The 23,230-nt window shown below is 68.2% G+C and carries 26 protein-coding genes; 12 read left to right on the top strand and 14 right to left on the bottom strand.

Going from position 1 to position 23,230, the window contains the following annotated elements; translation table 11 throughout:
• Window positions 1–24 precede the first annotated feature (24 nt).
• Entirely contained in the window at window positions 25–246 is a 222-nt protein-coding gene (locus ACFHYQ_RS02950; RefSeq protein WP_204019137.1) for a DUF397 domain-containing protein, read from the bottom strand.
• On the bottom strand, window positions 234–1,061 hold the full coding sequence (locus ACFHYQ_RS02945; RefSeq protein ID WP_204019138.1) for a helix-turn-helix domain-containing protein: 828 nt from the start codon (window positions 1,059–1,061) through the stop codon (window positions 234–236). Before ACFHYQ_RS02945 ends, ACFHYQ_RS02950 begins: the two co-directional genes overlap by 13 nt.
• A gap of 151 nt (window positions 1,062–1,212) precedes the next feature.
• Here ACFHYQ_RS02945 and ACFHYQ_RS02940 point away from each other — a divergent pair, with 151 nt between their 5' ends.
• The 5 genes from ACFHYQ_RS02940 to ACFHYQ_RS02920 all read left to right on the top strand — a co-directional run bounded on the left by ACFHYQ_RS02940 (window position 1,213) and on the right by ACFHYQ_RS02920 (window position 6,592).
• Window positions 1,213–1,665: an ATP-binding protein gene (locus ACFHYQ_RS02940; RefSeq protein WP_394299469.1), complete on the top strand. Its 453-nt coding sequence runs from the start codon at window positions 1,213–1,215 to the stop codon at window positions 1,663–1,665.
• Window positions 1,666–1,939: 274 nt separating this feature from the next.
• The gene (locus ACFHYQ_RS02935) at window positions 1,940–3,226 is read left to right on the top strand and encodes an AAA family ATPase (RefSeq protein WP_394299468.1); all 1,287 of its coding nucleotides are present in this window, start codon (window positions 1,940–1,942) and stop codon (window positions 3,224–3,226) included.
• Entirely contained in the window at window positions 3,226–3,843 is a 618-nt protein-coding gene (locus ACFHYQ_RS02930) for an RloB family protein (RefSeq protein ID WP_394299467.1), read from the top strand. Before ACFHYQ_RS02935 ends, ACFHYQ_RS02930 begins: the two co-directional genes overlap by 1 nt.
• A 328-nt stretch (window positions 3,844–4,171) precedes the next feature.
• A complete protein-coding gene (locus ACFHYQ_RS02925; protein ID WP_394299466.1) occupies window positions 4,172–5,032 on the top strand; it encodes an SAM-dependent methyltransferase in 861 nt (286 codons plus the stop codon).
• 105 nt (window positions 5,033–5,137) lie between these two features.
• On the top strand, window positions 5,138–6,592 hold the full coding sequence (locus tag ACFHYQ_RS02920) for an FAD-dependent oxidoreductase (RefSeq protein WP_394299465.1): 1,455 nt from the start codon (window positions 5,138–5,140) through the stop codon (window positions 6,590–6,592).
• 202 nt (window positions 6,593–6,794) lie between these two features.
• Here ACFHYQ_RS02920 and ACFHYQ_RS02915 read toward each other — a convergent pair whose 3' ends face one another.
• Complete coding sequence (locus ACFHYQ_RS02915) at window positions 6,795–7,811, bottom strand: YeiH family protein (RefSeq protein WP_394299464.1); 1,017 nt, start codon at window positions 7,809–7,811, stop codon at window positions 6,795–6,797.
• Between the two features lie 71 nt (window positions 7,812–7,882).
• Here ACFHYQ_RS02915 and ACFHYQ_RS02910 point away from each other — a divergent pair, with 71 nt between their 5' ends.
• Complete coding sequence (locus ACFHYQ_RS02910) at window positions 7,883–8,791, top strand: LysR family transcriptional regulator (protein WP_394299463.1); 909 nt, start codon at window positions 7,883–7,885, stop codon at window positions 8,789–8,791.
• Here ACFHYQ_RS02910 and ACFHYQ_RS02905 read toward each other — a convergent pair.
• A complete protein-coding gene (locus tag ACFHYQ_RS02905; RefSeq protein WP_394299462.1) occupies window positions 8,788–9,486 on the bottom strand; it encodes a TetR/AcrR family transcriptional regulator in 699 nt (232 codons plus the stop codon). The genes ACFHYQ_RS02910 and ACFHYQ_RS02905 overlap by 4 nt on opposite strands.
• A 111-nt stretch (window positions 9,487–9,597) precedes the next feature.
• On the opposite strand from ACFHYQ_RS02905, the gene ACFHYQ_RS02900 reads away from it, so the two are divergent.
• The 5 genes from ACFHYQ_RS02900 (at window position 9,598) to ACFHYQ_RS02880 (ending at window position 12,578) form a co-directional block, all read left to right on the top strand.
• The gene (locus ACFHYQ_RS02900) at window positions 9,598–9,945 is read left to right on the top strand and encodes a YrdB family protein (RefSeq protein WP_394299461.1); all 348 of its coding nucleotides are present in this window, start codon (window positions 9,598–9,600) and stop codon (window positions 9,943–9,945) included.
• An 11-nt stretch (window positions 9,946–9,956) separates the two neighbouring features.
• Window positions 9,957–10,886, top strand: a complete 930-nt coding sequence (locus ACFHYQ_RS02895; protein WP_394299460.1) for an NAD-dependent epimerase/dehydratase family protein — start codon at window positions 9,957–9,959, stop codon at window positions 10,884–10,886.
• 96 nt (window positions 10,887–10,982) lie between these two features.
• Window positions 10,983–11,276 carry a type II toxin-antitoxin system Phd/YefM family antitoxin gene (locus ACFHYQ_RS02890; RefSeq protein WP_394299459.1) on the top strand — a complete coding sequence of 98 codons (294 nt, stop codon included), beginning with the start codon at window positions 10,983–10,985 and terminating at the stop codon, window positions 11,274–11,276.
• Window positions 11,273–11,665 (top strand): type II toxin-antitoxin system VapC family toxin, encoded by a 393-nt coding sequence (locus ACFHYQ_RS02885; RefSeq protein ID WP_394299458.1) that lies wholly within the window; start codon window positions 11,273–11,275, stop codon window positions 11,663–11,665. The genes ACFHYQ_RS02890 and ACFHYQ_RS02885 overlap by 4 nt, the downstream gene beginning before the upstream one ends.
• Window positions 11,666–11,690: 25 nt before the next feature.
• Entirely contained in the window at window positions 11,691–12,578 is an 888-nt protein-coding gene (locus ACFHYQ_RS02880) for a Gfo/Idh/MocA family protein (RefSeq protein WP_394299457.1), read from the top strand.
• Between the two features lie 36 nt (window positions 12,579–12,614).
• Here the strand turns inward: ACFHYQ_RS02880 and ACFHYQ_RS02875 are convergent, their stop codons facing one another.
• From ACFHYQ_RS02875 to ACFHYQ_RS02865, 3 genes are all read right to left on the bottom strand, one after another.
• A complete protein-coding gene (locus ACFHYQ_RS02875; protein ID WP_394299456.1) occupies window positions 12,615–13,625 on the bottom strand; it encodes an acetamidase/formamidase family protein in 1,011 nt (336 codons plus the stop codon).
• Complete coding sequence (locus ACFHYQ_RS02870; protein WP_394299455.1) at window positions 13,622–15,037, bottom strand: APC family permease; 1,416 nt, start codon at window positions 15,035–15,037, stop codon at window positions 13,622–13,624. The genes ACFHYQ_RS02875 and ACFHYQ_RS02870 overlap by 4 nt, the downstream gene beginning before the upstream one ends.
• Before the next feature lie 115 nt (window positions 15,038–15,152).
• The gene (locus tag ACFHYQ_RS02865) at window positions 15,153–16,247 is read right to left on the bottom strand and encodes a substrate-binding domain-containing protein (RefSeq protein ID WP_394299454.1); all 1,095 of its coding nucleotides are present in this window, start codon (window positions 16,245–16,247) and stop codon (window positions 15,153–15,155) included.
• Between the two features lie 47 nt (window positions 16,248–16,294).
• Between ACFHYQ_RS02865 and ACFHYQ_RS02860 the strand changes: the two genes are divergently transcribed.
• Complete coding sequence (locus ACFHYQ_RS02860) at window positions 16,295–16,795, top strand: MarR family winged helix-turn-helix transcriptional regulator (RefSeq protein WP_394299453.1); 501 nt, start codon at window positions 16,295–16,297, stop codon at window positions 16,793–16,795.
• Between the two features lie 81 nt (window positions 16,796–16,876).
• Here the strand turns inward: ACFHYQ_RS02860 and rocD are convergent, their stop codons facing one another.
• The 7 genes from rocD to ACFHYQ_RS02825 all read right to left on the bottom strand — a co-directional run bounded on the left by rocD (window position 16,877) and on the right by ACFHYQ_RS02825 (window position 23,230).
• Complete coding sequence (gene rocD, locus ACFHYQ_RS02855; RefSeq protein ID WP_394299452.1) at window positions 16,877–18,094, bottom strand: ornithine--oxo-acid transaminase; 1,218 nt, start codon at window positions 18,092–18,094, stop codon at window positions 16,877–16,879.
• Window positions 18,091–18,927, bottom strand: coding sequence for a dimethylargininase (gene ddaH / locus ACFHYQ_RS02850; RefSeq protein WP_394299451.1), 837 nt, complete (start codon window positions 18,925–18,927; stop codon window positions 18,091–18,093). Before ddaH ends, rocD begins: the two co-directional genes overlap by 4 nt.
• 428 nt (window positions 18,928–19,355) lie before the next feature.
• The gene (locus tag ACFHYQ_RS02845; RefSeq protein ID WP_394299450.1) at window positions 19,356–19,796 is read right to left on the bottom strand and encodes an Lrp/AsnC family transcriptional regulator; all 441 of its coding nucleotides are present in this window, start codon (window positions 19,794–19,796) and stop codon (window positions 19,356–19,358) included.
• Between the two features lie 114 nt (window positions 19,797–19,910).
• Entirely contained in the window at window positions 19,911–20,624 is a 714-nt protein-coding gene (locus ACFHYQ_RS02840) for a DsbA family oxidoreductase (protein WP_394299449.1), read from the bottom strand.
• A gap of 1 nt (window position 20,625) precedes the next feature.
• The gene (locus ACFHYQ_RS02835; RefSeq protein WP_394299448.1) at window positions 20,626–22,077 is read right to left on the bottom strand and encodes a purine-cytosine permease family protein; all 1,452 of its coding nucleotides are present in this window, start codon (window positions 22,075–22,077) and stop codon (window positions 20,626–20,628) included.
• The gene (locus ACFHYQ_RS02830) at window positions 22,074–22,397 is read right to left on the bottom strand and encodes a Rieske (2Fe-2S) protein (protein WP_394299447.1); all 324 of its coding nucleotides are present in this window, start codon (window positions 22,395–22,397) and stop codon (window positions 22,074–22,076) included. The genes ACFHYQ_RS02835 and ACFHYQ_RS02830 overlap by 4 nt, the downstream gene beginning before the upstream one ends.
• Window positions 22,394–23,230 carry an iron-containing redox enzyme family protein gene (locus ACFHYQ_RS02825; protein ID WP_394299446.1) on the bottom strand — a complete coding sequence of 279 codons (837 nt, stop codon included), beginning with the start codon at window positions 23,228–23,230 and terminating at the stop codon, window positions 22,394–22,396. The genes ACFHYQ_RS02830 and ACFHYQ_RS02825 overlap by 4 nt, the downstream gene beginning before the upstream one ends.

Here is a 23,230-nt window from a genome sequence, read left to right as displayed (position 1 = left end):
TGAGGGGATGGACTATCGGGGGGATCAGGTCAGGTCGTCGAACTCGCCGTCCTTCACGCCTTGAATGAAGGTGTGCCACTCGGTGGCGGTGAAGATGAGTGCTGGGCCAGTCGGGTCCTTGCTGTCGCGGACGCCTCGGCGTCCCTGGGACAGCGTGGCTACCTCGACACAGTTGCCGCCCTCAGGCCCCGACCTAGTGGACTTACGCCAGGCCGCAGTCCGAAGTTCCTTGGTCAACTCGTCCATCGCTTCATTGTCTCCTCAATCAGCTTCAAGGACTCACGTTGCGGCAGGGCCTCGGCGCGGATCCCCTCGAACCTGAACATCAGGTTTCTGACGTCCTCTGGGCTTTCGGTCGCTTGGCTCATGTTTCCTGGGGATTCGACAAATGCAGTATCACAAACTCCCTGCGTTTGCGCGATGGCGAATGCTCCAGAGAGACCAGTGGTGGAGTAGGCGATGAGGGGGAGGACCTGGATGGTGATTCTGGGGGTCTGGCCGGCTTCGACAAGGTGGGTGAGCTGGGTCGCCATGACAGCGGGGCTGCCGATCGGGCGGTGCATGACTCCCTCGTCGATGACCACCCACAGCATCGGCGGCTTGGGCCGCTTGAGAATCGCCTGCCGTTCCATGCGGGCGACCACGTGCTTTTCGATCTCCTCGACGGTGACTCCGGGCTCGCCGCTCAGGATGGCCCTGGCATAGTCCTCGGTCTGCAGCAACCCCGGCACGAGGAGCGGTTCCCAGGTGCGGATCGCTTCGGCGGTCGCTTCCACGTCCAGCCATGGCCGGAACCATGGCGGGGCCGAGGCGTGGCTGACCATCGGCCATAGCCGCATGAGAGCGCCGTCCGCCTCCAGCGCCTCATCGCAGTGCCGGGCGAACTCCTCCGACGGAGACCGCTTCGCGGTCTCGATCATGCTGATCGTCCCGACCGAGTACGGCACGGCACGGGCCAGCCGCAGTTGGGACCAGCCGCGGGCCTTACGGTGTCGCCGCAGCTCGAAGCCGAATAACGCGGTGGGGGAGTCGGTGGGGTTGAGCACGCTCTCCGGTGGCATCCGGCCCTCCTCGTCCGCATTGCTGCATTTCAGCGGAGCTTTCACCGAAACCGTTGATAGCTCGTTGAAGTCATTCGACTACGAACTGTAGCTGAGACCTGCGAAGGTCGGAAGGCAGATCGGAACTCACGTCTGACAGGTGGGTGAAGTCATGAAAACGGCGAACGCGCTGCCGGGGATCCACCACGAGATCCGCCTTCCGGGCGATCCCGCCTCCGTCTCCCACGCGCGCTCCGAGGTACGGCGTCTGCTCGGCCACGAGCATCCGGCGGTGGATGACGTCACGCTGGTGACGTCCGAGCTCGTGACGAACGCCATAAAGCATTCCGGTTGCCAAGCCGGCGACTTCATCCGTTTCACGCTGGTCGCGTCGGACGGGGTTGTCCGTGTCGAGGTGCACGACCCGGGATCGGCACCCGCCGAACCTCGCCTCCGGCTGGATCCGGACGCGGAAGATGGTCGCGGCCTGCTGATCGTCGATGAGATCTCCGCCGAGTGGGGGATCTGTGAGCGCTACGACGGCCCGGGCCGTACGGTCTGGTGCGCCATCCGCTCCGCGCACGCCCCCGATAGCTCGTCCGTCCCCGAGGTCGTGTCCGGATAGGGAGGCGGACGACGGCCCCCGCGATTGCGCGCCGATCTCGGGGGCAAAGCGGGTCTCACGCCTTTCCGGAGAGAGGTGAGGCCCGTGAACGTGTCCGGCCGGGGCCTTCCCCCGTAGCTCCCGGCTGGGCACATCCTCTCGGACCTGATCGTCGGGAGGGGTCGGAGCGTAAGCACCTGCATGCAGGTCGCACTGCACACAAGCCCTCAATTTCGTCATGACTCTACGAGCTAGCCCCTGTGTCCGCATCTCCAATGCGGGGTAGGGTGGGACAGTGTTGATCAGATTCGGGGCCGCGAACCATCGCTCCATCCGAGAGTCCGTCGAGCTCTCGATGGTCGCGATTGATCGGGATCGCGAAGAGGCACGTCCGGCGCCGCTGCTCGGAGAGAGCCTCCTGCATGTTGCGGCGGTGTACGGGCCAAATGCCTCAGGAAAGTCAAATGTTATAGCCGCGCTCTCCTGGCTGCGCGACGCGGTTCAGCATTCTCTTCGTATTTGGGAGGATGAGATCCCGGTCGAACCGTTTGCCTTTGGTGATGGCCCTGCCTCCGCAACTGAACTCAGCATCGAGATCGCGATCAATGGTGTCCGGTTTGAATACATGCTCGAAGCGGATCGTGAGCATGTGATCTACGAAGGGCTCTTTCATTACCCTGAGAAGAAGCGCAGGCGAGTATTCGAAAGAGAAGAATTGGAGCTGAAGCTGCAAAGGGGGCTTGGTGGACTATCCGGGACCCGCGAACTCCTGACGCACAGGACGCTGGCCCTCTCAATTGCTCGGCGATTTGACGAGCCATTGGTGTCCAACTTCACTCGCGAGCTCCTGGGTATACAGAACATCGGCCGCACGCTCAGGCGCAGGACGAGCTTCCCGTCAGGAGCACTTCGAAGCTCTTTTTCTCGCCCCACTGTTCGCTGGTTCGAAGAAGCGAACGACCAACTCACTCTTTTCGACGAAGGCGACTTCGGCGCCAGAATTATCGGGACTCGACAGCAGGCACTGGCGCTGTTGCGTCTAGCCGACCTTGGCATCGAAGACGTAATTATAGATAGACAAGAGGTCGGCTACCCCGACTCTGAGGTGCGTACCCAACGTAGAATTCGGCTGGTCCATAAGACCTCGGAGGAGAGCGTACCGTTCGACTGGCACGCTGAGTCCGAGGGAACGAGAACATGGTTTGCTCTCATTGGCCCGGTGCTAACCGCTCTTCAGCAGGGATCGGTTGTTCTCTTCGATGAGCTGGACGCGAGTCTGCATCCGACCCTGTCAGCGGAGTTGCTTCGCATCTTTCACAACCCTGTCACCAACCCTCGTGGCGCTCAACTGATCTTCACGTCTCACGACACAAGTCTCCTGAACTATCTGAACAGAGATGAAGTATGGCTCACCGAAAAGCGGGCCGACGGCTCCACCCGCCTCGGCGCACTGGCCGAGTTCGCCGGAGAGCGCGTGCGGAAATCCCAGAACCTTGAGAACGCCTACCTTCACGGCAGATTCGGTGCGCTGCCTCAAGTGGATCAAACTTCCCTGTTGCGTGCTCTTGGATTGATCGGCTGATGGTCTCGGGTAGGCGTCAACGAGGCGGAAGACCGCTGAAAAGAACCGCCGAAAAGCGGCCCGAACTCCGCACAATGATGGTGTTTTGCGAAGGGCAGAACTCGGAGCCTGATTATATAAATGGACTGAGGAGACTCCCGCACATAGCCGAGAACACGGCACTGAATATACAAATTCATCCCGACCGGGGGGTGCCGCTCACGCTGGTTAGGAAAGCGATAGAGTGTAAGTCTGACCCCGAGATCGATGAATGCTGGTGCATTTTTGACGTAGAATGGCCGAAAAACCACCCGAATCTGGCACAGGCGATTGATCTCGCGCGGACGCATGAGATAAACCTTGCGATATCTAACCCATGTTTCGAGCTGTGGCTAATTTTGCACTATCGGGACTGTGGTGCATTTGTGGACACGGATTCGGCGGAAAGTCTCTCCCGTTCATTGGACGGTCGGGCAGGAAAAACGATCGATCCCGCTGTTTACATGCCTTTACGGAAAAAGGCGGCCCGACGTGCCGGACGTCTGGATATGCGACATGATCAGGATGGCACAAAATTTCCACATGATAATCCATCCTCGGGGATGTATAAATTGCTGTGGAGACTTGAAGGCGAATAGCTCGTCGAGATGTCCGGCAGCGGTGCTCGCATGCCCGGCGGTGGTGCGCCCCCGTCCGTGCCTGGGGTGAGGCCGGGACGGGGGTGCCGGAGTCGCCGAACGGATGGGCGTGTCCAGGTGCACGATCCGGGATCACCGGCTGCCGTGCCGTGGTGGCTGAGGTGGAAGGGGATGCCGCGCCTGTTGTGGTGAGTTCTTGATCGATTAGGATGCGATCATAGCCCTGCTTGGCGCCGTCAGGCTGGGCAAAGGTCACCCCTGACGAGCTGGGGACCGGCCCGCCTGCTGCAGGAGGCGCCGTCACAGTGGAGGAAGGAATTTTCGCGCTATGAGCAACGACGTTCCGGCCCCGACCGCGGCGGAAGGTGGGGCGTACAACCCCGCCGTGCCCAATGCCGCGCGGATCTACGACTACCTGCTCGGCGGCAAGGACAACTTTCCCGCCGACCGGGCCGCCGCCGAGGGACTGGTCAAGATCGTGCCCGACATGCGTCAGCGGACGCGGGAGAACCGGGACTTCCTGATCCGGGCCGTACGGCACCTGGCCGACTCGGGAGTGCGCCAGTTTCTCGATCTGGGCTCCGGCCTGCCGACCGGGGAGAACGTCCACGAGGTCGTGCACCGGATCGCGCCCGATGCCCGGGTCGTGTACGTGGACAGCGACGAGGTCGCCGTCGTCCACGGCCGGGCGCTGCTGGCCCGGCATCCGGAAGGACTGGTGCGCATGGTGCACGCCGACGTCTGCGACACCGCCGCCATGCTGGCCCACCCCGATGTGGTCGAGTCGTTCGACCGCGAGCAGCCCGTCGCGGTGGTCATGGTCGCCCTGCTGCATTTCATCCCTGAACCGCAGGTGCGCCACATCCTCGACACGCTCCGCACCTGGATGCCACCGGGAAGCCATGTGGTGATCTCCCATGCCGCCCCCGGCCAGATGAGTCCGGAAGAGCAGCGCGAGGTCCTCGCCGTCTACGAGCGGGCGAACATGCGCATCCACGGCCGCTCCTTAGAGCAGATCACCGCCATGTTCGACGGATTCCAGCTCACCGAGGAGGGCGTGCTGCCCGTCTCCCACTGGCGTCCGGACGGACACCTCTACCACCTGGACGAGCTGCCCCGGAGCGGGTATTTCGCCGGAGGTGTGGCTCAACTCGCGCCTCAGGGGACAGGCACTCGCGCCTCCCGCTGATTGGGATCGGTACGGGACCCCCGTGATGTCCTGGCTACGATCCCGTCGACCTGTAAGGCCGTCGCCCACGGGGTCGTCGGCGGGTCCGATGCGGACGGAGCGAGGATGGAGCCATCCCAGCAGCGGTACGACCGGCAGGCCGATGTCGTGGTCCTCGGAGCCGGCGCGGCCGGTTGCGCCGCCGCCATCGCGGCGCATGACGCCGGCGCCGAGGTCCTGATCCTGGAGAAGTGCCCGCCGGAGACCGCCGGCGGCAACACCCGGGTGTCGGGCGGCAGCTGGTTCGAGAACCTCGACGCCGACCGGGCCGCCGTCTATCTGCGGAACCTGTGCGGCGACTTCCCGGTGCCCGAGGAAGTCATCCGCGCCTGGGCGGAGGAGACGCGGCTCAACTCCAAATGGATGGAGAGCCTCGGCGGCAACGTGGTCGCGAACGGGGTCTACACCCCCGAATACCCGCACCTCGACGGCGCGGACTGCTACGGCGGCTACCGCAGCATCGAGGGCCGGATGGGCGACCAGGTGCTCTACCGGTTCCTCACCGACGCCGTACGCGCCCGCGGCATCGAAATCCGCTACGCGACCCCCGGCCGGGAACTGATCACGGACGGCGGCGCGGTCGTGGGCGTCGTCGCCGAGCAGGACGGCGGGCAAACGCGGGTGCGGGCCCGGCGCGGCGTGGTGCTCGCCACCGGCGGCTTCGAGAACGATCCGGCCATGGTGCGCGACTACCTCCGGCTCCCGCCGTGCCCGGTCTGGGGCAGCCCGGCGGGCACCGGCGACGGACACCGGATGGCGCAGAAGGCCGGGGCCGACCTGTGGCACATGGACAACATGGCCGCGTTCACGGGGATCCGCGTCCCAGGCTCGCACAGCGGGTTCTTCATCAGGCCTCCCGCGACGGGATTCATCTGGGTCGCCGATGACGGACGGCGATTCGTCGACGAGGCCCCGGCGCTCGGCGGCCACGGCCAGGCCCGGGTGCACGGCCGCGATGAGCTGCACCCGGTGCGGGCGGCGTACGTCGTGTTCGATGAGCGGACACGTCGCGCCGGGCCGCTCTGCCCGCCGCGCATGTACCTGCCGGTCGGCTGGCAGCTGCTCATGGAGGGCTACGACTGGAGCCCCGACAACCAGGCCGAGATCGACCGCGGCTGGATCCGGCGCGCCGACACCGTCGCGGAGCTCGCCGTCGAGCTGGGACTCGACCCGGAGACCCTCACCGAGACGGTCAGCCGCTGGAACGCCGCCTGCGCCGCCGGCCGCGACGACCACTTCGGGCGCAGGCCCGAGAGCCTCACCCCGCTCGACGAGGGCCCGTTCTACGCCTTCGAGTCGGCGCCGCTGCTGGGCTGGACGAGCGGCGGCCCGCGCCGTGACGAACACTGCCGGGTGCTCGACCCGTACGGCTCGGTCATTCCCGGCCTGTACGCCGCCGGGTCGGTGAGCTCGACCTACAGCTGGGCGAAGGACGGCGGGTTCCACATCGCCGACGCCCTCGCCTTCGGACGGGTCGCCGGCCGTCACGCCGGAGGTCGTACGGCAGAGCCGACGCGCTGATCATGCTGCCGGCGGACCCGCGCTCATGGTCTTGCGTTGATCGACGTACGGTGCGGGCGGCGTCAGCCGTACCGGAGAATGAACTCATCGACGTGGTCGCTGTCCCCGCCCAGCGTCCACCCGGCGGCCCACAGCATGAGCCGCACCGCTTGCGGACTCCTTGCCCTGCGACCGCAGGAGAAGAGGACACAGTGAAGAACAGTCACGCGGGGGAGCCGAGGACGGTGACGCCTGCCAGGGCGACGAGTGCGATGAGGACCGTGGAGAGGGCGCCGAGGACGACGGCCCGGCGGCCGGTGCGCAGCAGGGTCCGCAGGCGTACCGCCGCCCCCATGCCGAACAGCGCGGCGGTGAACAGCAGCGTCTCGGCGGTCTTGAGCGGGGGCAGCAGCGCGGGCGGCAGGACGTCGAGGCTGCGCAGGGCGACCATGGCCAGGAAGCCGACGACGAAGAGCGGCACTACGGGCGGCCGCCCGCCTTCGACGGCCCCGGCCGTACGGCGACGCCACAGGCTGATCCCGGCGATCAGCGGGGCGAGCAGGACCACCCGGGTCAGCTTGACGACCACGGCCGTGGTCAGCGCGGCCGCGCCGACCGCTTGAGCGGCGGCCACGACCTGGGCCACCTCGTGCACGCTGGCGCCCGCCCAGATGCCGAACGTCTCCACCGGCAGGTGCAGTACACCCTGGGCCAGGGGCAGTGCGACGATCGCGAGTGAGCCGTACAACGTGATCAGGGCGACGGCGGTCATGACGTCCTCCTCGTCGCTGTCGGCCACGCCGTCCATGGCCGCGACCGCCGCCGCGCCGCAGATGGAGAAGCCGGTGGCGACGAGCAGGGACAGCTCTCGCCCGAGTCCGAGCCTGCGACCGAGCCACTGCGTGCCGAAGAAGGTGGCGGTGACCGTCACGATGACCAGCAGCAGCACCGGGAGCCCGAGGGCGAGGACGTCGGGCACGGCGAGTTGCGCGCCCAGGACCACGATGCCGAGCCGGAGGAGGTGCCTGGTGGCGAACGTCAGGCCGGGCCGCATGGCAGGGGAGCGCAGGCCGAGGTTGGTCATGAGTGCGCCGAGGACGAGCGCCGCCATCAGCGGGCTCACGGCGGGAACGAGCCAGTTGATCGCGAGGGCCACGGCGACTCCGATCGCGGCTGTGAGCAGCCCTGGCAGTACGGAACGGGGGGCGGCGGCTCGCAGTGGATCGGCAGTCAACGTCATGTACGCGATCGTCGCGAAGTCCTTTATGCTCCGGTAGCCACCACTTTCGCAGTGCCTCATACGGTAAGTGCATGACTGTACGGTGGCCTGATCTGGACAGCCTCGAACTGCTGCTCCTCGTCGCGGAGCAGGGCAGCCTCGGAAAGGCGGCGAAGCTGCACGGCATCACGCAGGCGTCGGCCAGCCGCCGCCTCGACACGCTGGAGCGGGAGCTCGGCGTGCCGCTGCTGCACCGCTCGACGAGCGGATCGCGGCTCACCCCGCAGGGCCAGGTCGTCATCGACTGGGCCCGTGCGACGCTGGCCGCGGCCGGTGACCTGCTGGAGGGCGTACAGGCCCTGCGCCGCCGGCGCGACGTGTCGGTGCGGGTCGCCGCGAGCATGACGATCGCCGAATACCTCATGCCCGGCTGGCTTGTGGCGTTGCGCCGGGCGCTGCCGGAGGTCGAGGTGGGGCTGCGCGTGGTCAACTCGAACGTGGTCTGCCGGATGGTGCAGGAGGGTGAGATCGATGTGGGGTTCGTCGAGTCGCCGTCCGTGCCGCAGGGGCTGACGGGCTATCACGTCGCCCAGGACCGGCTCGTCGTGGTGGTGGCGCCGAGGCACCCGTGGGCGGCGCGCCGCGGTGCCCCCCTGGAGGTCGCCGACCTGGCCTCGACGCCGCTGGTGGTACGCGAGCCGGGCTCTGGGACGCGCTATACCCTCGACCGCGTCCTGGCCGGGTGGGAGGTCGCCGCGCCGGCCCTCGAGCTGTCGTCGAACGCCGCGGTGAAGGTGGCGGTGGAGACCGGTGTCGCGCCCGCCGTGCTCAGCGTGCTCGCGGTCGCCGCCGAGCTGCGCGAGGGCCGCCTGATCGAGGTGCCCGTACGGGGTCTGGACCTGAGACGGGCGCTCAGCGCCGTGTGGCGCGGCCGGACCCGGCTGGCCGGGCCGGCGGCCGAGCTCGTCCGGCTCGCCGCCACATCCGGGGCGGAGAGCTAGCCGGAAAGCCCGAGGAGCCGGGCGAGGCAGGCCATGTTGTGCTCGAACAGCTCGGCGCGGTGCTCGATCACGTTGTTGAACTGGCCGAACAGCTCGAAGCTGACCATGCCGAACAGGCTGGTCCAGGCGATGACGGCGCGGGCGACCACGTCGCCGGGGACGCCGGGCATCATCGCCCGGACCGCCTCGATGTCCGGTGACAGGACGGCCGGCGGCTCCGGGCACATCGGCGGCGGCGACAGCCGCCCTTCCTGGTGTGCCTCGGCGATTATGCGGCCGTAGACGATCGTGTCACGGGACGCCGGCCCGATCGTGTCGGCCGGGGCGCGATAGCCGGGCACCGGTGATCCGTACAGCAGGGCGTACTCATGCGGGTGCGCCAGGGCCCAGTCCCGTACGGCACGGCAGACCGCGAGCCAGCGCCGGGTGAAGTCCTCGCGGGGGCAGGCCGCGTCGGCCTTCTCCACGGCATCGCCGATCGCGTTGTACCCATTGATGATCAGCGCGGTGAGCAGGTCGTCCCGGCTGGGGAAGTACCGGTAGATCGCCGAGGACACCATCCCCATGTCACGGGCCACGGCACGCAGTGACAGCCCGGCGGCACCCTCGGTCGCCAGGTGGCGCCGCGCGATGTCCGTGATTTCGCGGATCAGCTCCGCCCTCACCCGCTCCCGCGCGGTACGGCTCGCGTTCATGTCGCCATCGTATCAGAGCACCCGAAGAGAACGAGAGCACCGCTCTTGACTATTTCCGCTCCAATGAGAGAGCATTGCTCTCGTAAGGGAGCGACGAACACGGAGTGACCGATGCTGACTGCGGTGAAGGGCGTTGCGGCGGGGCTGATGTTCCTGCTGGAACTGGGTGTGCTGTTCTCGGTAGGCCGCTGGGGCTTCACCCTCGACGCCGGGATCGTGGTCAGGATCCTGCTGGGGCTCGGCACGCCGGCCGTGTTCGCGACCCTGTGGGGGCTGTTCGCGGCCGGCGGCAAGGCCCCGTATCAGCTCCACGGTCTCGCCCGCGCCGCGTTCGAGGTCGTCTGGTTCGGCGGCGGGGCCGCCGCCCTGGCGGCCTCAGGAATGGTCACCGCGGGTGTCGTCTTCGCCGTCCTCTACGTGGCCGACGCCGTCGCTCGGCTGCTCACCCACCAGGTCTGAAGGAGAAAGCCATGGGAAAGCACGTCATCGTCGGGGCCGGGCAGGTCGGCGGCCAGGTGGCGGAACTGCTGGCGAACGTCGGCCACGAGGTCGTGGTCGTCACCCGCTCCGGATCCGGCCCCCGCAGGGCCGGGGTCACGCTGGTCGCCGCCGACGCCGGTGACGCCGCGACGATGCGGCGGATCACCGAGGGGGCCGGCGCTCTGTACAACTGCGCCAACCCGCGATACCACCAGTGGGTCCGGGACTGGCCGCCGATCGCGGCCTCGCTGCTGTCGGCGGCCGAGGCGAGCGGGGCGGTCCTGGTCACGCTCGGCAATCTGTACGGCTACGGCCCGGTCGAGGGTCCGATGACCGAGGACCTGCCCCTGGCCTCCAACGGCGTCAAGGGCGGGGTGCGGGCCCGCATGTGGGAGGACATGCTCGCCGCGCATCGGGCAGGCCGGGTGCGGGTGACCGAGGTGCGTGGCTCGGACTACTTCGGCCCGCACGCCTCGGACCAGTCGTACTTCGGCGAGCGGTTGCTCGCGCCGCTGCTGTCCGGCAGGCCGGCGACGGTGCCCTGGAACCCGGGCATCCCGCACAGCTGGACCTACCTGCCCGACGTCGCGCGGGCTCTGGTGGCAGCGGCGGCCGAGGAGCGGGCCTGGGGCCGGGCCTGGCACGTGCCGACCGGCCCGGCGATGACCATGCGGCAGATGGCGGAACGCCTGTGCCTGCTCGCCGGCGCCTCCACTCCCCGTCTGAGGCGGATCCCCGGCTGGATGCTCGCCGCGGCCGGCCTGGCGGTGCCGTTCATCAGGGAGTTGCTGGAGCTCCGCTACCAGTTCGACCGGCCGTTCGTCCTCGACTCCTCGGCGTCGGAGGCCGCCCTCGGTCTCTCCCCGACACCGCTGGACGAGGCACTGAAGGAAACCATCTCCTGGTGGCGCAGCCAGTGAGCTGGCAGCGTACCTTTGTCAATCTAGTGGTACGCACTATCGATCCCGTGTACCGTAACCCTTGAAAGTGGACGGTCCGGCGTTAGGCTTGGTGACATGACGGATGAGGTCATCAGCGTCGGAGTTCGGGAGCTGCGCGACCGGCTCGCGCACTTCCTGCAGTTGGTCCAGACGGGGACCGTCGTGGAGATCACGGAAAGGGGGCGGCCCGTGGCGCAGCTCGCGGCTCTGCCGCACGATCGTGTCGTCACCGAGAAGCTCGTTGCTGAGGGGCGGATGACGATGCCGGAGATCGAGATCGACTGGACCGACTGGCATGTCACGCGCGGGCAGCCGGGCGAACCGCTGCCCAGCGAGACGCTGGCCGACCTCCGGTCGGCGGAGCGGTGATCTATCTCGACTCTTCAGCCCTGGTCAAGCTGGTCGTTCGGGAGTCGGAGACGGACGTGCTCGGGCAGTGGCTGGCGGCCAGGGCGACGCCCGTGGTCACGTGCGCCCTGGCACGGACCGAGGTGCCACGGGCGGTACGGTCACATGGACCCGAAGCCATCGCCGGCGCGCGAAGCCTGGTGTCCCGATTGCGGATCATCGCCCTGGACGACCGGCTCCTCGACGCCGCGGGAGAGATCGGGTCGCCGAACCTCCGGAGTCTCGACGCCGTCCATCTCTGCGCCGCCCAGGCGCTTGATCGCGCGCTCGACTGGTTCGTCGCCTACGACAAGCGCCTGCTCGCCGCCGCCGAAGACGCGGCCATGCCCACGATCTCTCCAGGAGCCTGACCTCCGGCCGGATTAAGCTCTTCGCATGCGAATTGGGATCATTGGGCTGGGGGACATCGCGCGCAAGGCGTACCTGCCGGTGCTGGCGGCCACGGCGGGCATCGAGCCGCACCTGTGCACGCGCGACCGGGAGGTCCTCGACCGGCTGGGCGACGCCTACCGGATCGGCCCCAGGTTCACCTCGGTCGACGAGTTGATCGACGCGGGGATCGACGCGGCGTTCGTCCACGCCGCCACGGAGGCGCACGTGCCGATCGTGACGGCGTTGCTGGAGGCGGGCGTGCACGTCTACGTGGACAAGCCGCTCGCCTACGAACTCGCCGACGCCGACAAGCTCGTACGGCTGGCGCGGGAGCGGGACAGGTCGCTGATGGTCGGTTTCAACCGGAGGTACGCCCCCGGCTATGTCGGGCTGAGGGATCTGCCACGCGACCTGGTCGTCATGCAGAAGAACCGCTCGGGCCTGGCCGACGACCCCCGCAAGGTGATCTTCGACGATTTCGTCCACGTCGTCGACACACTGCGCTTCCTCGCTCCGGCCGAGGTGACGGACACGGTCATCAGGACCCGGGTGCGCGACGGGCTGCTCGAGCACGTCACGCTTCAGCTCGGCGGCGACGGGTTCACCGCGATCGGCGTGATGTGCAGGGTCAGCGGCGCCGTCGAGGAGACCTGTGAGGTCATGGGCGGCGACGCGAAGCGGAGGGTCGTCAACCTCGGCGACGTGATCGACCACGCCGGGGGCGAGACTCTCACCAGGAGGGGCGACTGGATCCCGGTGGCCCGGCAGCGCGGCATCGAGCAGGCCTGCGGCGCGTTCCTCGACGGGGTACGGCAGGGCCGTACGATCAGCGCGGACGACGCCCTCGTCACCCACGCGATCTGCGAGGACATCGTGGCCGCCGCCGGTTGAGCGCCGGCGGCGGCCTGGATCACCGGAGAAGGGCGATCACCGGGAGGTGAGGTACCGCTCGCCGAGGGCGCGCAGCCGGGCGTGGGCCGATTCGTACGCCTCCGGACGGCCCAGGTACGCCTTGGGCAGCTTGGCGACCATCGTGTAGTTGGTGTCGACCACGTTGCCCACGGGGGCCTCACCGCCCTGACTGACGAGCTGGTAGGCGTCGAGCGTGTCGAGCCCGGTGAGCGAGGCCGTCCAGGTGACGAGGTCGTGCTGGCTGATCCGGTAGGCGTCCTCCAGTGGCCTGGCGGAACCGGTGGCCATCAGGTGGTCGTCGTCCTCAAGGCGCGGCCACGGCGTGGCGACGCCCTTGACGAGCTCGACCGCGACGACGGTGTTCATCGCGGCCTCCACGGCGGTGCCGCACACCTCGCCGTGGCCCTGCCGGCAGTGCCCGTCACCGACGGAGAACAGCCCGCCCTCGACGTTGACCCCCAGGTAGAGGGTGACGCCGGCCCGCAGCTCGGGCGTGTCCATGTTGCCGCCGTGCGCGTCCGGAGTGATCGTCATCCGTGACTCGAACGCCGCGGGGGCGACCCCGACCGTGCCGTGCATCGGGTCGAGCGGCATCTCGACGCTGAAGTCGCCGCGCCGCGCGTGGTAGCGGACCACCCCTTTCTCCACGTCGACGTCGTACATCCAGACGACCTCGTCGAGCGGCGGGTGCAGCATCGCCGTGGTGTGGGTCGTGGTAAGCGCCCCGAAGTGCGGGAACGTGGTGGAGACCGCCCAGTCGCGCGCCGGCTCGATCGACACGAAGTGCAGCGCGATCGTGTCGCCGGGTTCGGCACCCTCGACATGGAACGGCCCGGTGACCGGGTTGAGGTACGGAAACTCGCAGACCTGCGAGGGCAGGTCCTCGGGGCCGCGCACCCGGCCGCCGAAGCAGTCCTCGGTGTAGATCTCCAGGATCGTGCCCGGGGTGATCCTGCCCACGGCGGGCCGCCCGCCGAAGGTGTAGGACAGCTCTTCCGGCCTGGGCCGGTAAGAGACGACGTTCACTCGGAGACCTCCGTCTCGTCGGGAAGGGAGGGGCGACGGCGGAACAGAAACAGCAGGCCGAGGACGATGACGCCGAGGGCCAGCCAGGTCAGGCCGACGGTCTGGGCGGCGACCCTGGCGTTGATCACGACGTAGAGCAGGATCAGGAAGCCGATGCCGGGGGCGATGAGGTGCCGCCACCAGTCGCGGCTGCCCTTGCGTACGAAGTAGTGGACGACGACCGAGATGTGCAGTGCGAGGAACGCGGTCATCGCGCCGAAGTTGATGAGCGAGCTGAGCAGGTCGATCCCGTCGTCACGCGAGGACATGTAGATGCCCAGGATCAGTGAGACGGTGGCCACCAGCAGCGTCGCGTAGATCGGCACCTTGCTCTTGGAGTGGACCTTGCCGAGGAAACGGGGGAGTTGCCGGTCGCGGGCCATCGCGAAAAGCAGACGCGAGGTGGCGGCCTGGGCGACCAGGGAGTTGGCGAAGCCCCACGCGATGGCGGTGGCGATGGCCGTGAGCACGCCCAGCCAGTGGCCGCCGGCGAACTCGGCGGCGTCGTAGAACGCCGTGCCCTCCGGGTCTCCGTTCGCGAGCAGTCCGGCGCGGTCCGGCACGAGCAGCGAGGCCACCCAGGTCTGCGTGATGAACAGCAGGCCGGCCAGCATCAGCGCGCCGACCATGGCGCGGCCGAGCTTGCGCGCGTCCTCGCGGCTCTCCTCGGCGAGCATCGAGATGCCGTCGAAGCCGAGGAAGGACAGCACCGCGATCGACACGGCCCCGAACGCGAGCGGCCAGGTGAACGTCGAGGAGTCGAAGATCGGACTGAAGAAGTCTCCGTGACCCTTGCCCTGTGCGAGCGCGGTGATGCCGACGACCAGGAAGATCACCAGAATGATCAGCTCGCCGATCAGCATGATCTTGTTCATCCGGGCGGTCATCTTGATGCCGAAGGAGTTGACCACCGTGTTGAGCACGATGAACATGACGATCCAGGCCCAGACGGGCACGGCGGGCACGAACGACGCCATCGCCACGCCCGCCACCAGGTAGAGCAGGGCCGGCACGAGGATGTAGTCGGCCAGGATGACCCAGCCCGCGAGGAAGCCGACCGGGGCGCCGATCCCGCGTCCGGCATAGGTGTAGACCGATCCGGACATCGGGAACGCCTTGGACATCTGCGCGTACGACAGCGCGGTGAAGGCCATCGCGACCATGCCGATGGCGTAGACGAGCGCGACCATCCCGCCGGAGTCGTGGAAGACGCCGCCGAAGATGCCGAACGGAGCGATCGGCACCATGAAGATCAGGCCGTAGATCATCAGGTCGGTGAAGCTCAGCGACCTGTTGAGTTCCTGCTTGTATCCGAAGCGTTCCACTCCGGAGGGGGACGCCGCCGGGGCCGGCGTCTCGGAGACGGATGACATTCGTGCTCCTTCAAGTGTGGGGGGCAGAGCGTACGATAGGACCAATCCTTGAAATAGAAAAGTTTTCCCCGGAAACTTTTTTGCATAAACCATTACGTATCGGCAGACGAGCAGGTCAGCAGGAGGTCACGACATCGAAATCCAGACCATTGGCGCGTCCCACGTACACGCGCTGCCGTACGTGCCCTCCGGAAAGCGTGAGGTTCCCCCGGCCGCTGGTGATCGAGGTGCCGTCGGAGACGGCCTCGATGGCCGGTACGGCGAGGGCGCCGGCGCGCTCCGCGAGAGCCGCGAGCATGAGCACGCTTTCGTAGCAGCCATGTCCGTGACCGTTGAGCAGCGGCGCCTGCGGCCCGAAGCGCCGGACGTAGCGCTCGCGAAGATCGAGGTTCGCCTCCGTCCCGATGCTGCCGAAGTAGCCCATGGCGGCGTAGAGCTCCCCGCCGGTGTCGCCCCCGATCGCCAGCAGACCGTGCTCCTCCAGCGCTCCGCACAGTCGCGCGCAGCTGAGCCCACTGGCCGCGAACTCCCGATTGAACGCGACCAGGTCACTGCCGATGAGGTTGAGCAGCACCGCGTCGGGCCGTACCGCGGCCAGTTCGTCGATCAGCCGCGCCATGTCCCGCGTGCCGAACGGGACGAACCGTTCCCCGACCACGGTCGCCGACCGGGACAGCAGGTGGTCGCGCGCCGCCTCGTGGACCAGCCGCGGCCAGACGTAGTCGTTTCCCAGCAGGAACCAGCGCCTGGCCCGCCGGTGGTCGATGAGCCAGTCGAGTCCCGGTCCGACCTGCCGGGAGGCCGGCTCGCCGAGGAAGTAGACCCCGGGACGGCGGACGCCGCCTTCGTACGGCGGCGCGTACACGAACGGGATCCTGCCCTGCAGCGTGCTCTCGATCGCGACCCGCACGTCGCTGGCGTGGGTGCCGACGACCGCCTGTACGGCTCCGCCCCGCGCCAGGGCGGCGACCTCCTCGGCGACCAGCGCGGGCGGCCGGCCACCGTCGACCAGGACGAGCTCCACCGGCCTGCCGAGCAGCCCGCCCGCGTCGTTGACCTCGGCCGCCGCCAGCGTCGCGCAGTTGATCGCACAGGGGCCGACGAGGCCGAGAACGCCGGAGACCGGCACCACCAGGGCGACGCGCAGCGTGTCGGCCCTGAGCAGATGTGCCTCCAGGGGCTCGAGGAGCGCCGCGGCAAGATCGGCCACGGAGAAGAGTATGGTCCATCGGCACGGGCCAGCGAAAGGAACAATCGATGGTGACGGCCCGGATCGGCGGTGGCGGTGACGACGCCGTTGGGATTTCCCAGGCGGAGACCGCGGACCCCGGCTCGTCCGGGCTCGGCTCCTCGCTCGCCTATCTGCTGAGCCGCGCCGAGCGCAGCGTCAACCGGGGGCTGGCGGCCGCGCTCGCCGCCGAGGAGGTCAGCGTCGAGCAGTGGCGGATCCTCCAGGCGCTCGCCGACGGCCGCGGCCACTCCATGGGCGACCTCGCCGAGGCCGTGCTGATGCCGCACCCGACGCTCACCAAGGCCGTCGACCGGCTCGTCGATCACGCCCTCGTCTACCGCGGGCGCGATCCCGTGGACCGCCGCAAGGTGGTGGTCCTGCTCGCGGGCCGGGGCAGCGACCTGCTCGGCCGCCTGGAGGCGGGGATCGCCGAGCACCAGCGGGCCATCCTCGCGACGTACGGCACGGCCAGGACCGAGCGGCTCATGCGCGAGTTGGAAGATCTGGTGCGGTCTCTCGAAGCCTGACAGTGATGATGTGGATGAGCACCGGGGGCGACGCCGTCCGCTCGTCGGAGAGCGGACGGCGGCCGCGCCGTCAGCACTCCGTCAGCACTCCCTCAATGCCTCGGCCAGCCGGTCGACGGCCCAGGACAGGTCGTCGCGGGAGACGACGAGGGGCGGCGCGAGGCGGATCGTCGAGCCGTGGGTGTCCTTGACCAGCACGCCCCGGCGCATGAGCGCCTCGCTGATCTCCCGGCCGCTGCCGAGAGCCGGGTCGATGTCGATGCCCGCCCACAGACCACGGCCGCGCACCGCCACCACGCCGTGCCCGACCAGCTCGCCCAGCCGCTCGTGCATCAGGGCGCCCAGTTCGCGGGCGCGGGCCTGATACTCACCGGTCTTCAGCAGTTCGATGACCGCGATGCCGACCGCGCAGGCGAGCGGGTTGCCGCCGAACGTCGAGCCGTGCTGGCCGGGCCGGATGACGCCGAGCACGTCGGCGTCCGCGGCCACCGCCGAGACCGGCACCACCCCGCCGCCCAGAGCCTTGCCCAGGACATAGATGTCGGGCGTGACACCCTCGTGATCGCAGGCGAAGGTGTCACCGGTGCGGCCGAGCCCGGACTGGATCTCGTCGGCGATGAACAGGATCCCCTGCTCCGAGCAGAGCTCGCGGACCGAGGGGAGATAACCGTCCGGCGGCACCAGTACGCCGGCCTCGCCCTGGATGGGCTCCAGGAGCACGGCGACCGTGTTCTCGTCGATCGCCTCCCTGATCGCCTCGGCCGAGCCGTACTTCACGATCCGGAAGCCGGGGGTGAAGGGGCCGAAGCCGCCATGGGCGTCCGGGTCGGTGGAGAAGCCGACGATCGTCGTGGTGCGGCCGTGGAAGTTGTCCTCCATGACGATGATGTTCGCCCGGTCCGCGGCCACGCCCCTGACCTCGTAGCCCCATTTGCGCGCCACCTTGATGGCGGTCTCGACGGCCTCGGCGCCGGTGTTCATCGGCAGGATCATGTCCTTGCGGCACAGGTCGGCCAGACCCGTGGCGAACTCGGCGAACCGGTCGTGGAAGAACGCGCGGCTGGTCAGCGTCAACCGGTCGAGCTGCTCGCGTGCCGCGGCCAGGATGGCCGGGTTGCCGTGGCCGAAGTTCAGCGACGAATATCCGGCCAGGCAGTCGAGGAAACGCCGGCCCGCCACGTCGGTCACCCAGGCGCCCTCGGCGGAGCGGAGCACGACGGGCAGCGGATGGTAGTTGTGCGCGCCGCGGGTCTCGCTGATGCGGATGAAGTCTTCCGCGGTAGAAGGAGTGTTGTTCACCGGATCTCCAGAGTGCAGCACTTGGGCCCTCCGCCGGACTTGCGCAGCTCGCTCAGGTCCACGGGGACGACCTCGAAGCCCCGGCGCTTGAGCTCCAGGATGAGCCCGGTCGCCTCGGCGTTGACGACGACGTTCCCGCCGTCGCTGACCGCGTTGAGGCCGAGCACCTCCGCGTCGGAGGCCGAGGCGATGACGGCGTCCGGGAACAGCCGCTGCAGCACGCGCAGGCTGCCGGCCGAGAACGCTCCAGGGTAGTACGCCACGTTATGTCCGTCCAACGGGAACAGCGCGGTGTCGAGGTGGTAGAACCTCGGGTCCACCAGGCGCAGCGTGACGACCGGGCGGCCCAGGAACTCCTGGGCCTCCATGTGGGCGGCGACGTCCGTACGGAAGCCGGTGCCGGCCAGGATCACGTCGTCGAGCGTCAGATAGTCGCCCTCGCCTTCGTTGGTGAAGGACGCCGCCAGCGTCTCGTGGCCCCGCTGCCTGAACCAGTCGAGATAGGCCGGACCCTCGGCGGCCCGCTCCGCGTGGGCGAACTTCGCACCGTAGACCCTGCCCTCGACGACCAGCGCTCCGTTGGCGGCGAACACCATGTCCGGCAGGCCCTCGATCGGGTCGATCAGGCTCACCCGGTGGCCGAGGCTTTCGTACGCCCGCCGCAGGCTCTCCCACTGCCGTACGGCCTCGGCCGTGTCGGTGCCCTTCGCCGGGTCCATCCAGGGATTGATGGAGTAAGAGACCGTGAAGAACTCCGGCCGGCACATCAGGTAATGCCGTACCGTGCTCGTGCGGTCACGTCTCGTTGTTTCAGCCAATGGCGCGAGTGACATCCATACTCCATCCGGAAACGCCGTTGTTAACGGATCTTCAGGGTAGGAACCCGGGGCCGCGCAACCAATGCGTGCTCGTTGCGCCTTCAGGTGGATCGGTTGCGTCTTCAGCCCGCTCGCGGCGATCCGTTAACCCCCCTGGCCGTGATCTTGCGAATACTCGCACGTCGGTGCTCTGAACAGCCACTTTTCATTCGTGATCTTGCAGTTTCTCGCAGGCCTGTCCGATGATCAGCGAAGACGGTGTTCGTGATCTTGCACTCGGGGCCAACTGCAAGATCACGAAACGGATAAATGCAGTTCAGGCGGCCTGACTGCAAGTATCTACAAGATCGCGACATGGGTTTGCCCAGATCGCAGCGGTGGCTTGCGAGTATTCGCAAGATCACGGGGGAGGGGGGAGGGCTGGTGAGGCAGTGGGCCTGGGCCTAGTGTGATCCGCTGATCAGGCGGGACAGGACGATAGAGCTCTTGGTCCGCACCACGAACGGCTCGGCCGCGATGCGCTCGATGACGCGCTCCACGTGCCGTACGTCTGTCGCGCGGATGTGCAGCAGCGCGTCGGCCTCTCCGGTGACCGTGCAGGCCGAGACGACCTCCGGATGCCTGGCGGCCGCCGCTCCGATCTCCGCGGGCGAGGTCTTGCCGCGGCAGTAGAGCTCGACGTACGCCTCAGTCGTCCACCCGAGGGCAGACGGCTCGACCCGGGCGCTGAACCCGGTTATCGCGCCGGTCGCGACCAGTCGGTCGACCCGGCGTTTGACCGCCGGAGCGGACAGCCCGATTTGATTGCCTATTTCGGCATATGTTGCGCGCGCGTCTTCTACAAGAGCCCTGATGATGGCGCGGTCCAGCTCGTCCACCTTCACGTCGACCTGTATACCGGTGACGAGGCCGCGATGTCGCAGACGCGGCCGTGCGGCCGACCACGCTGTCGGCCGCACCAGGTCGTGTCCGCGGGCTGCTGTGGCGGCGCCGCCGGGTCAGGCCGCCATGGCGGCGAGGTCGGCGGCCCTGGCCAGGATGTCCGTGTAGATCGTCGGATCGTCGGCGTCGATGACGGGGAAGCCCACCCCGAAGTCGCCGTTGACCCATCGCGCTCGTACGCCCGGATTGGCGAAATCGGTCCCGTCATACAGGAAAACGTGCGGGCTGCACGTGACTCGTCCATGTCTGGCCGCGGTGAACTGGTCCATCACCGCCGACCGCGCGCGGCCGTCATCCAGCGCCTGCGCGAGCGCGTCGACGTCGACGCAACCGCTTCCGGCCGCGATGTCCAGGATCTCGTGCCGCAGCGAGATGCATCGCCCCTCGGCCCAGAATGCCCTGCGCAGCGCGAGATCCAGTTGTTCGGAGGCCCCCAGGCCCTGGGCCTTCGCCGCCTGTACCGCCTCAAGGGGCGGCAACATGGTGACCGGATAGGACCAGTCCGGCCCCTGCCGTAGCCGCCATCCGGCGCCGGGATCGAGCGCGCCGACGACGGATACCTCCGAGTCCACTCCGGGGCGCTCGTTCACCGTGCGGTTGAACAACTCCAGAGGGAAGCACCGGTGGTCGAACCTGAGAAGACCCTCCAGACCGAGTCGGCGCCGCGCCTGGTGCAACCGGTGGACGGCGAGGTGGGCGAAGGAACAGTTGAGGTCGGAGAAGACGACGATCGTGTCCGGCGTCGCGGGCAGCCGTGGATCTCGTCTCATGTCAATCACCTCCGATCGGGGCGGCCGGCTGCTCGGGAAACAGCCGGCACAGCACGAAGTAGAGAAGGGCTGCCGTGCAGAACGGCACCAGGCAACTGAGATCGACGCCGCCCGCCAGACCGGCGAGCGGGCCGGTGTAGAGCGTGTTGCTCACGAACAGCAGACCGAGGAGCACCGCGGGGACGAATGCCCCCAGCGCGCGGGGGTTGATCCCGGCCAGGTACCAGTACCGTCCACGCCGGTCGGGGTGGGCGAAGCCGTACAGTTCGTCCGGCTCGTACCGTCCGCGGCGGGCCGCGAATCCGACCAGCATGACCGCCGTCCACGGCGAGACGAGGACGAGCAGGATCAGAACGAACGCTGAGATCGACTCGACCGCGTCGAAGACGATCGCCCCGAGGTACAGGACGGCGACACCGAGCAGGGACATCAGCCAGGTGCCGGCGGCCCGGGGGAGACGCCACAGGATCGAGTTGGCCGACAGCCCCGCCGCGTAGAGGCAGAGCGCCGCCTGGGGCAGTGTGCCGGCGAACCCGAATACGATCACCACGGCGGCGAACCAGTGCGGCACCGCGTCCGCCACCCCCATGTTCCACGGTACCGTCTCGTCTTTCAGTATCGTCGTGACGTACGCGCCCGTGATGAGCGCGAGCGCGTTGCTCAGGTACATCGCGACGGCGTTGTACGCCACCGCGGTCCGGTCTCGAACGCCCGGAGCGAGGTAGCGGCTGTAGTCGCCTTGGAAGGTGGAGTACGAGATCGGCAGGGTCGCGCTGAAAGACACCGCGAGCAGCCATGTCCTCCAGAAATCGCCGAGCGCGTACTCCCCTCCTCCGCCGGACGGGGCGAAATCCGGCAGCAGCACCATGACCAGCGCCAGCAGCACCAGCCCGCCGAGCACGGTCATGGCCTTGTACGTGGCGAGGAGCGCGCCGTAGCCGTACACCGCCACCACCACGACCGCCAGTGCCACCAACGGCATGGCGACCGCGAGCGCTCCGGGGCCCGTGGGGGTGCCGAGGATCCGCTGCCCGGCCGCCAGGACGGCGGTGGCACCGGTCCACACCGCGATCGAGAAGAAGCCGATCGCCACCACGATGGTGATCACGTTGGCGACGATCCGTCCCCGCACACCGAAGTGCGCGCCGCTGGAGACCGGATCGTTGGCGCCGGTGCGTTTGCCGAACAGGACCAGCGGTGCGAACACCGCGGTCCCGATCAGCAGCCCGACTAGGATCGCGCCGGCGGAGGCGGCCCAGCTCAGCCCGAATGTGATCGGCACCGAGCCGAGCACGACGGTGCCGAGGGAGAACTGGGCCGAGTGCCAGATCCAGAGGAACTCGCGTGCGGACGCCGTGCGTTCGGCTTCCGGAATCCGGCCGACGCCGTGCGCCTCCACCCGACTGCCTGTGGCGACGGAGCGGACCTGGGGGGGAAGTTCGCGCGTGGTCACGGCGCGTCCCTTTCCGCGCCGTCTTCCGCTTCGTCGGCTGGCGCCGCCCGGGGAGGCGCGGCGTCCCCGGGCAGCAGTTCGACGCGCAGCGATCCGCACTCCGGGCCGGCCACCTGCCGTCCAGTGAGCAGGTCGAATGCCGAGTGGTGCAGCGGGCAGGTGATTCGCAGCGTACGGCTGTTGAGGTAGCCGAACCGCAGCAGTCCTCTGCGGTGCGGACACTCCGCCTGGGTGACGATCCGCTTGCCCGCCACCTCGATGAGCAGCAGGTCGGGCGAGATCTGGCGCAGCGAGGCGTCGGCTTGCGGGCGGCCGCTCATGCCGCCGCCACTCTCGCCCTGGTGATCGCTGCCGCCGTGGCCTCCCCGATGATCTCGCTGGTGAGCGTGATGCCGGCCCACACCTTCGCCAGATCGACCTCGCGGTGCTCGCCCAGCCCCCGGATCGCGGTCTGCATCTGCTTCGAGTGGAAACTGTCGATGTAGAGGTGCTCGGTGTAATATCTGTCGCTCGCGATGCCGAGCCGTTTCGTCGCCGCCGCGAAGGGCTTGAAGGCGTAGAGCACGCTGGCCTCGAAGTAGGCGTACGCGCCGAGGAAGTACTCGGGCTCCGGTGCGCGATCGGCCAGCCAGTGGAACAGGTTGACGTAGGCGAAGCTGGCGTCCCCGGCCCGCTCCACGTAGTGCTCCAGATCAGTGGGCATGCCCAACTCGGTGAGCAGGTCCCGGTAGAGGTGTGAATGCTCCATGTCGTCGTTGCCGCAGCCGAACTCGTCGATGAGCACGCGCAGGACGGCCATGCGCGACCGGGAGGGCAGCCGCTGGAGGATGCCGAGGTGGGACTGCGACTCCACCAGGCCGTCCACCGCGAACTCCGCCGCTACCACCCCGAACTGGTCGAGGGTGGCTTCCTCCGCGAGGAAGTACTCGCCGTCGGAGGGCTCGGCCTGCTCTTTGGCCAGTAGATCGTGCAGTGCGTCGATCAGCTCGATGCGGAAGCCGAACCTCGGGGCACGCTCCTCGTGCTCGGCGGCGCGGCGCACCACCCAGTCCCGTTCGATGGCCCACAGCTCGGTGTACTGCTGGGGGGTGAGGACAGAGCGGTTGTAGACGTAGAGCCGTTTCTGGTCGGAGTCGCCAGGTCGCAGCCGCAT

Origin of the sequence: Sphaerimonospora cavernae, from assembly GCF_042435035.1 — a bacterium.
Taxonomy (GTDB): domain Bacteria; phylum Actinomycetota; class Actinomycetes; order Streptosporangiales; family Streptosporangiaceae; genus Sphaerimonospora; species Sphaerimonospora cavernae.
The sequence above is the reverse complement of the archived record's forward strand: the minus strand, read 5'-3'. Positions and strand labels throughout refer to the sequence as shown.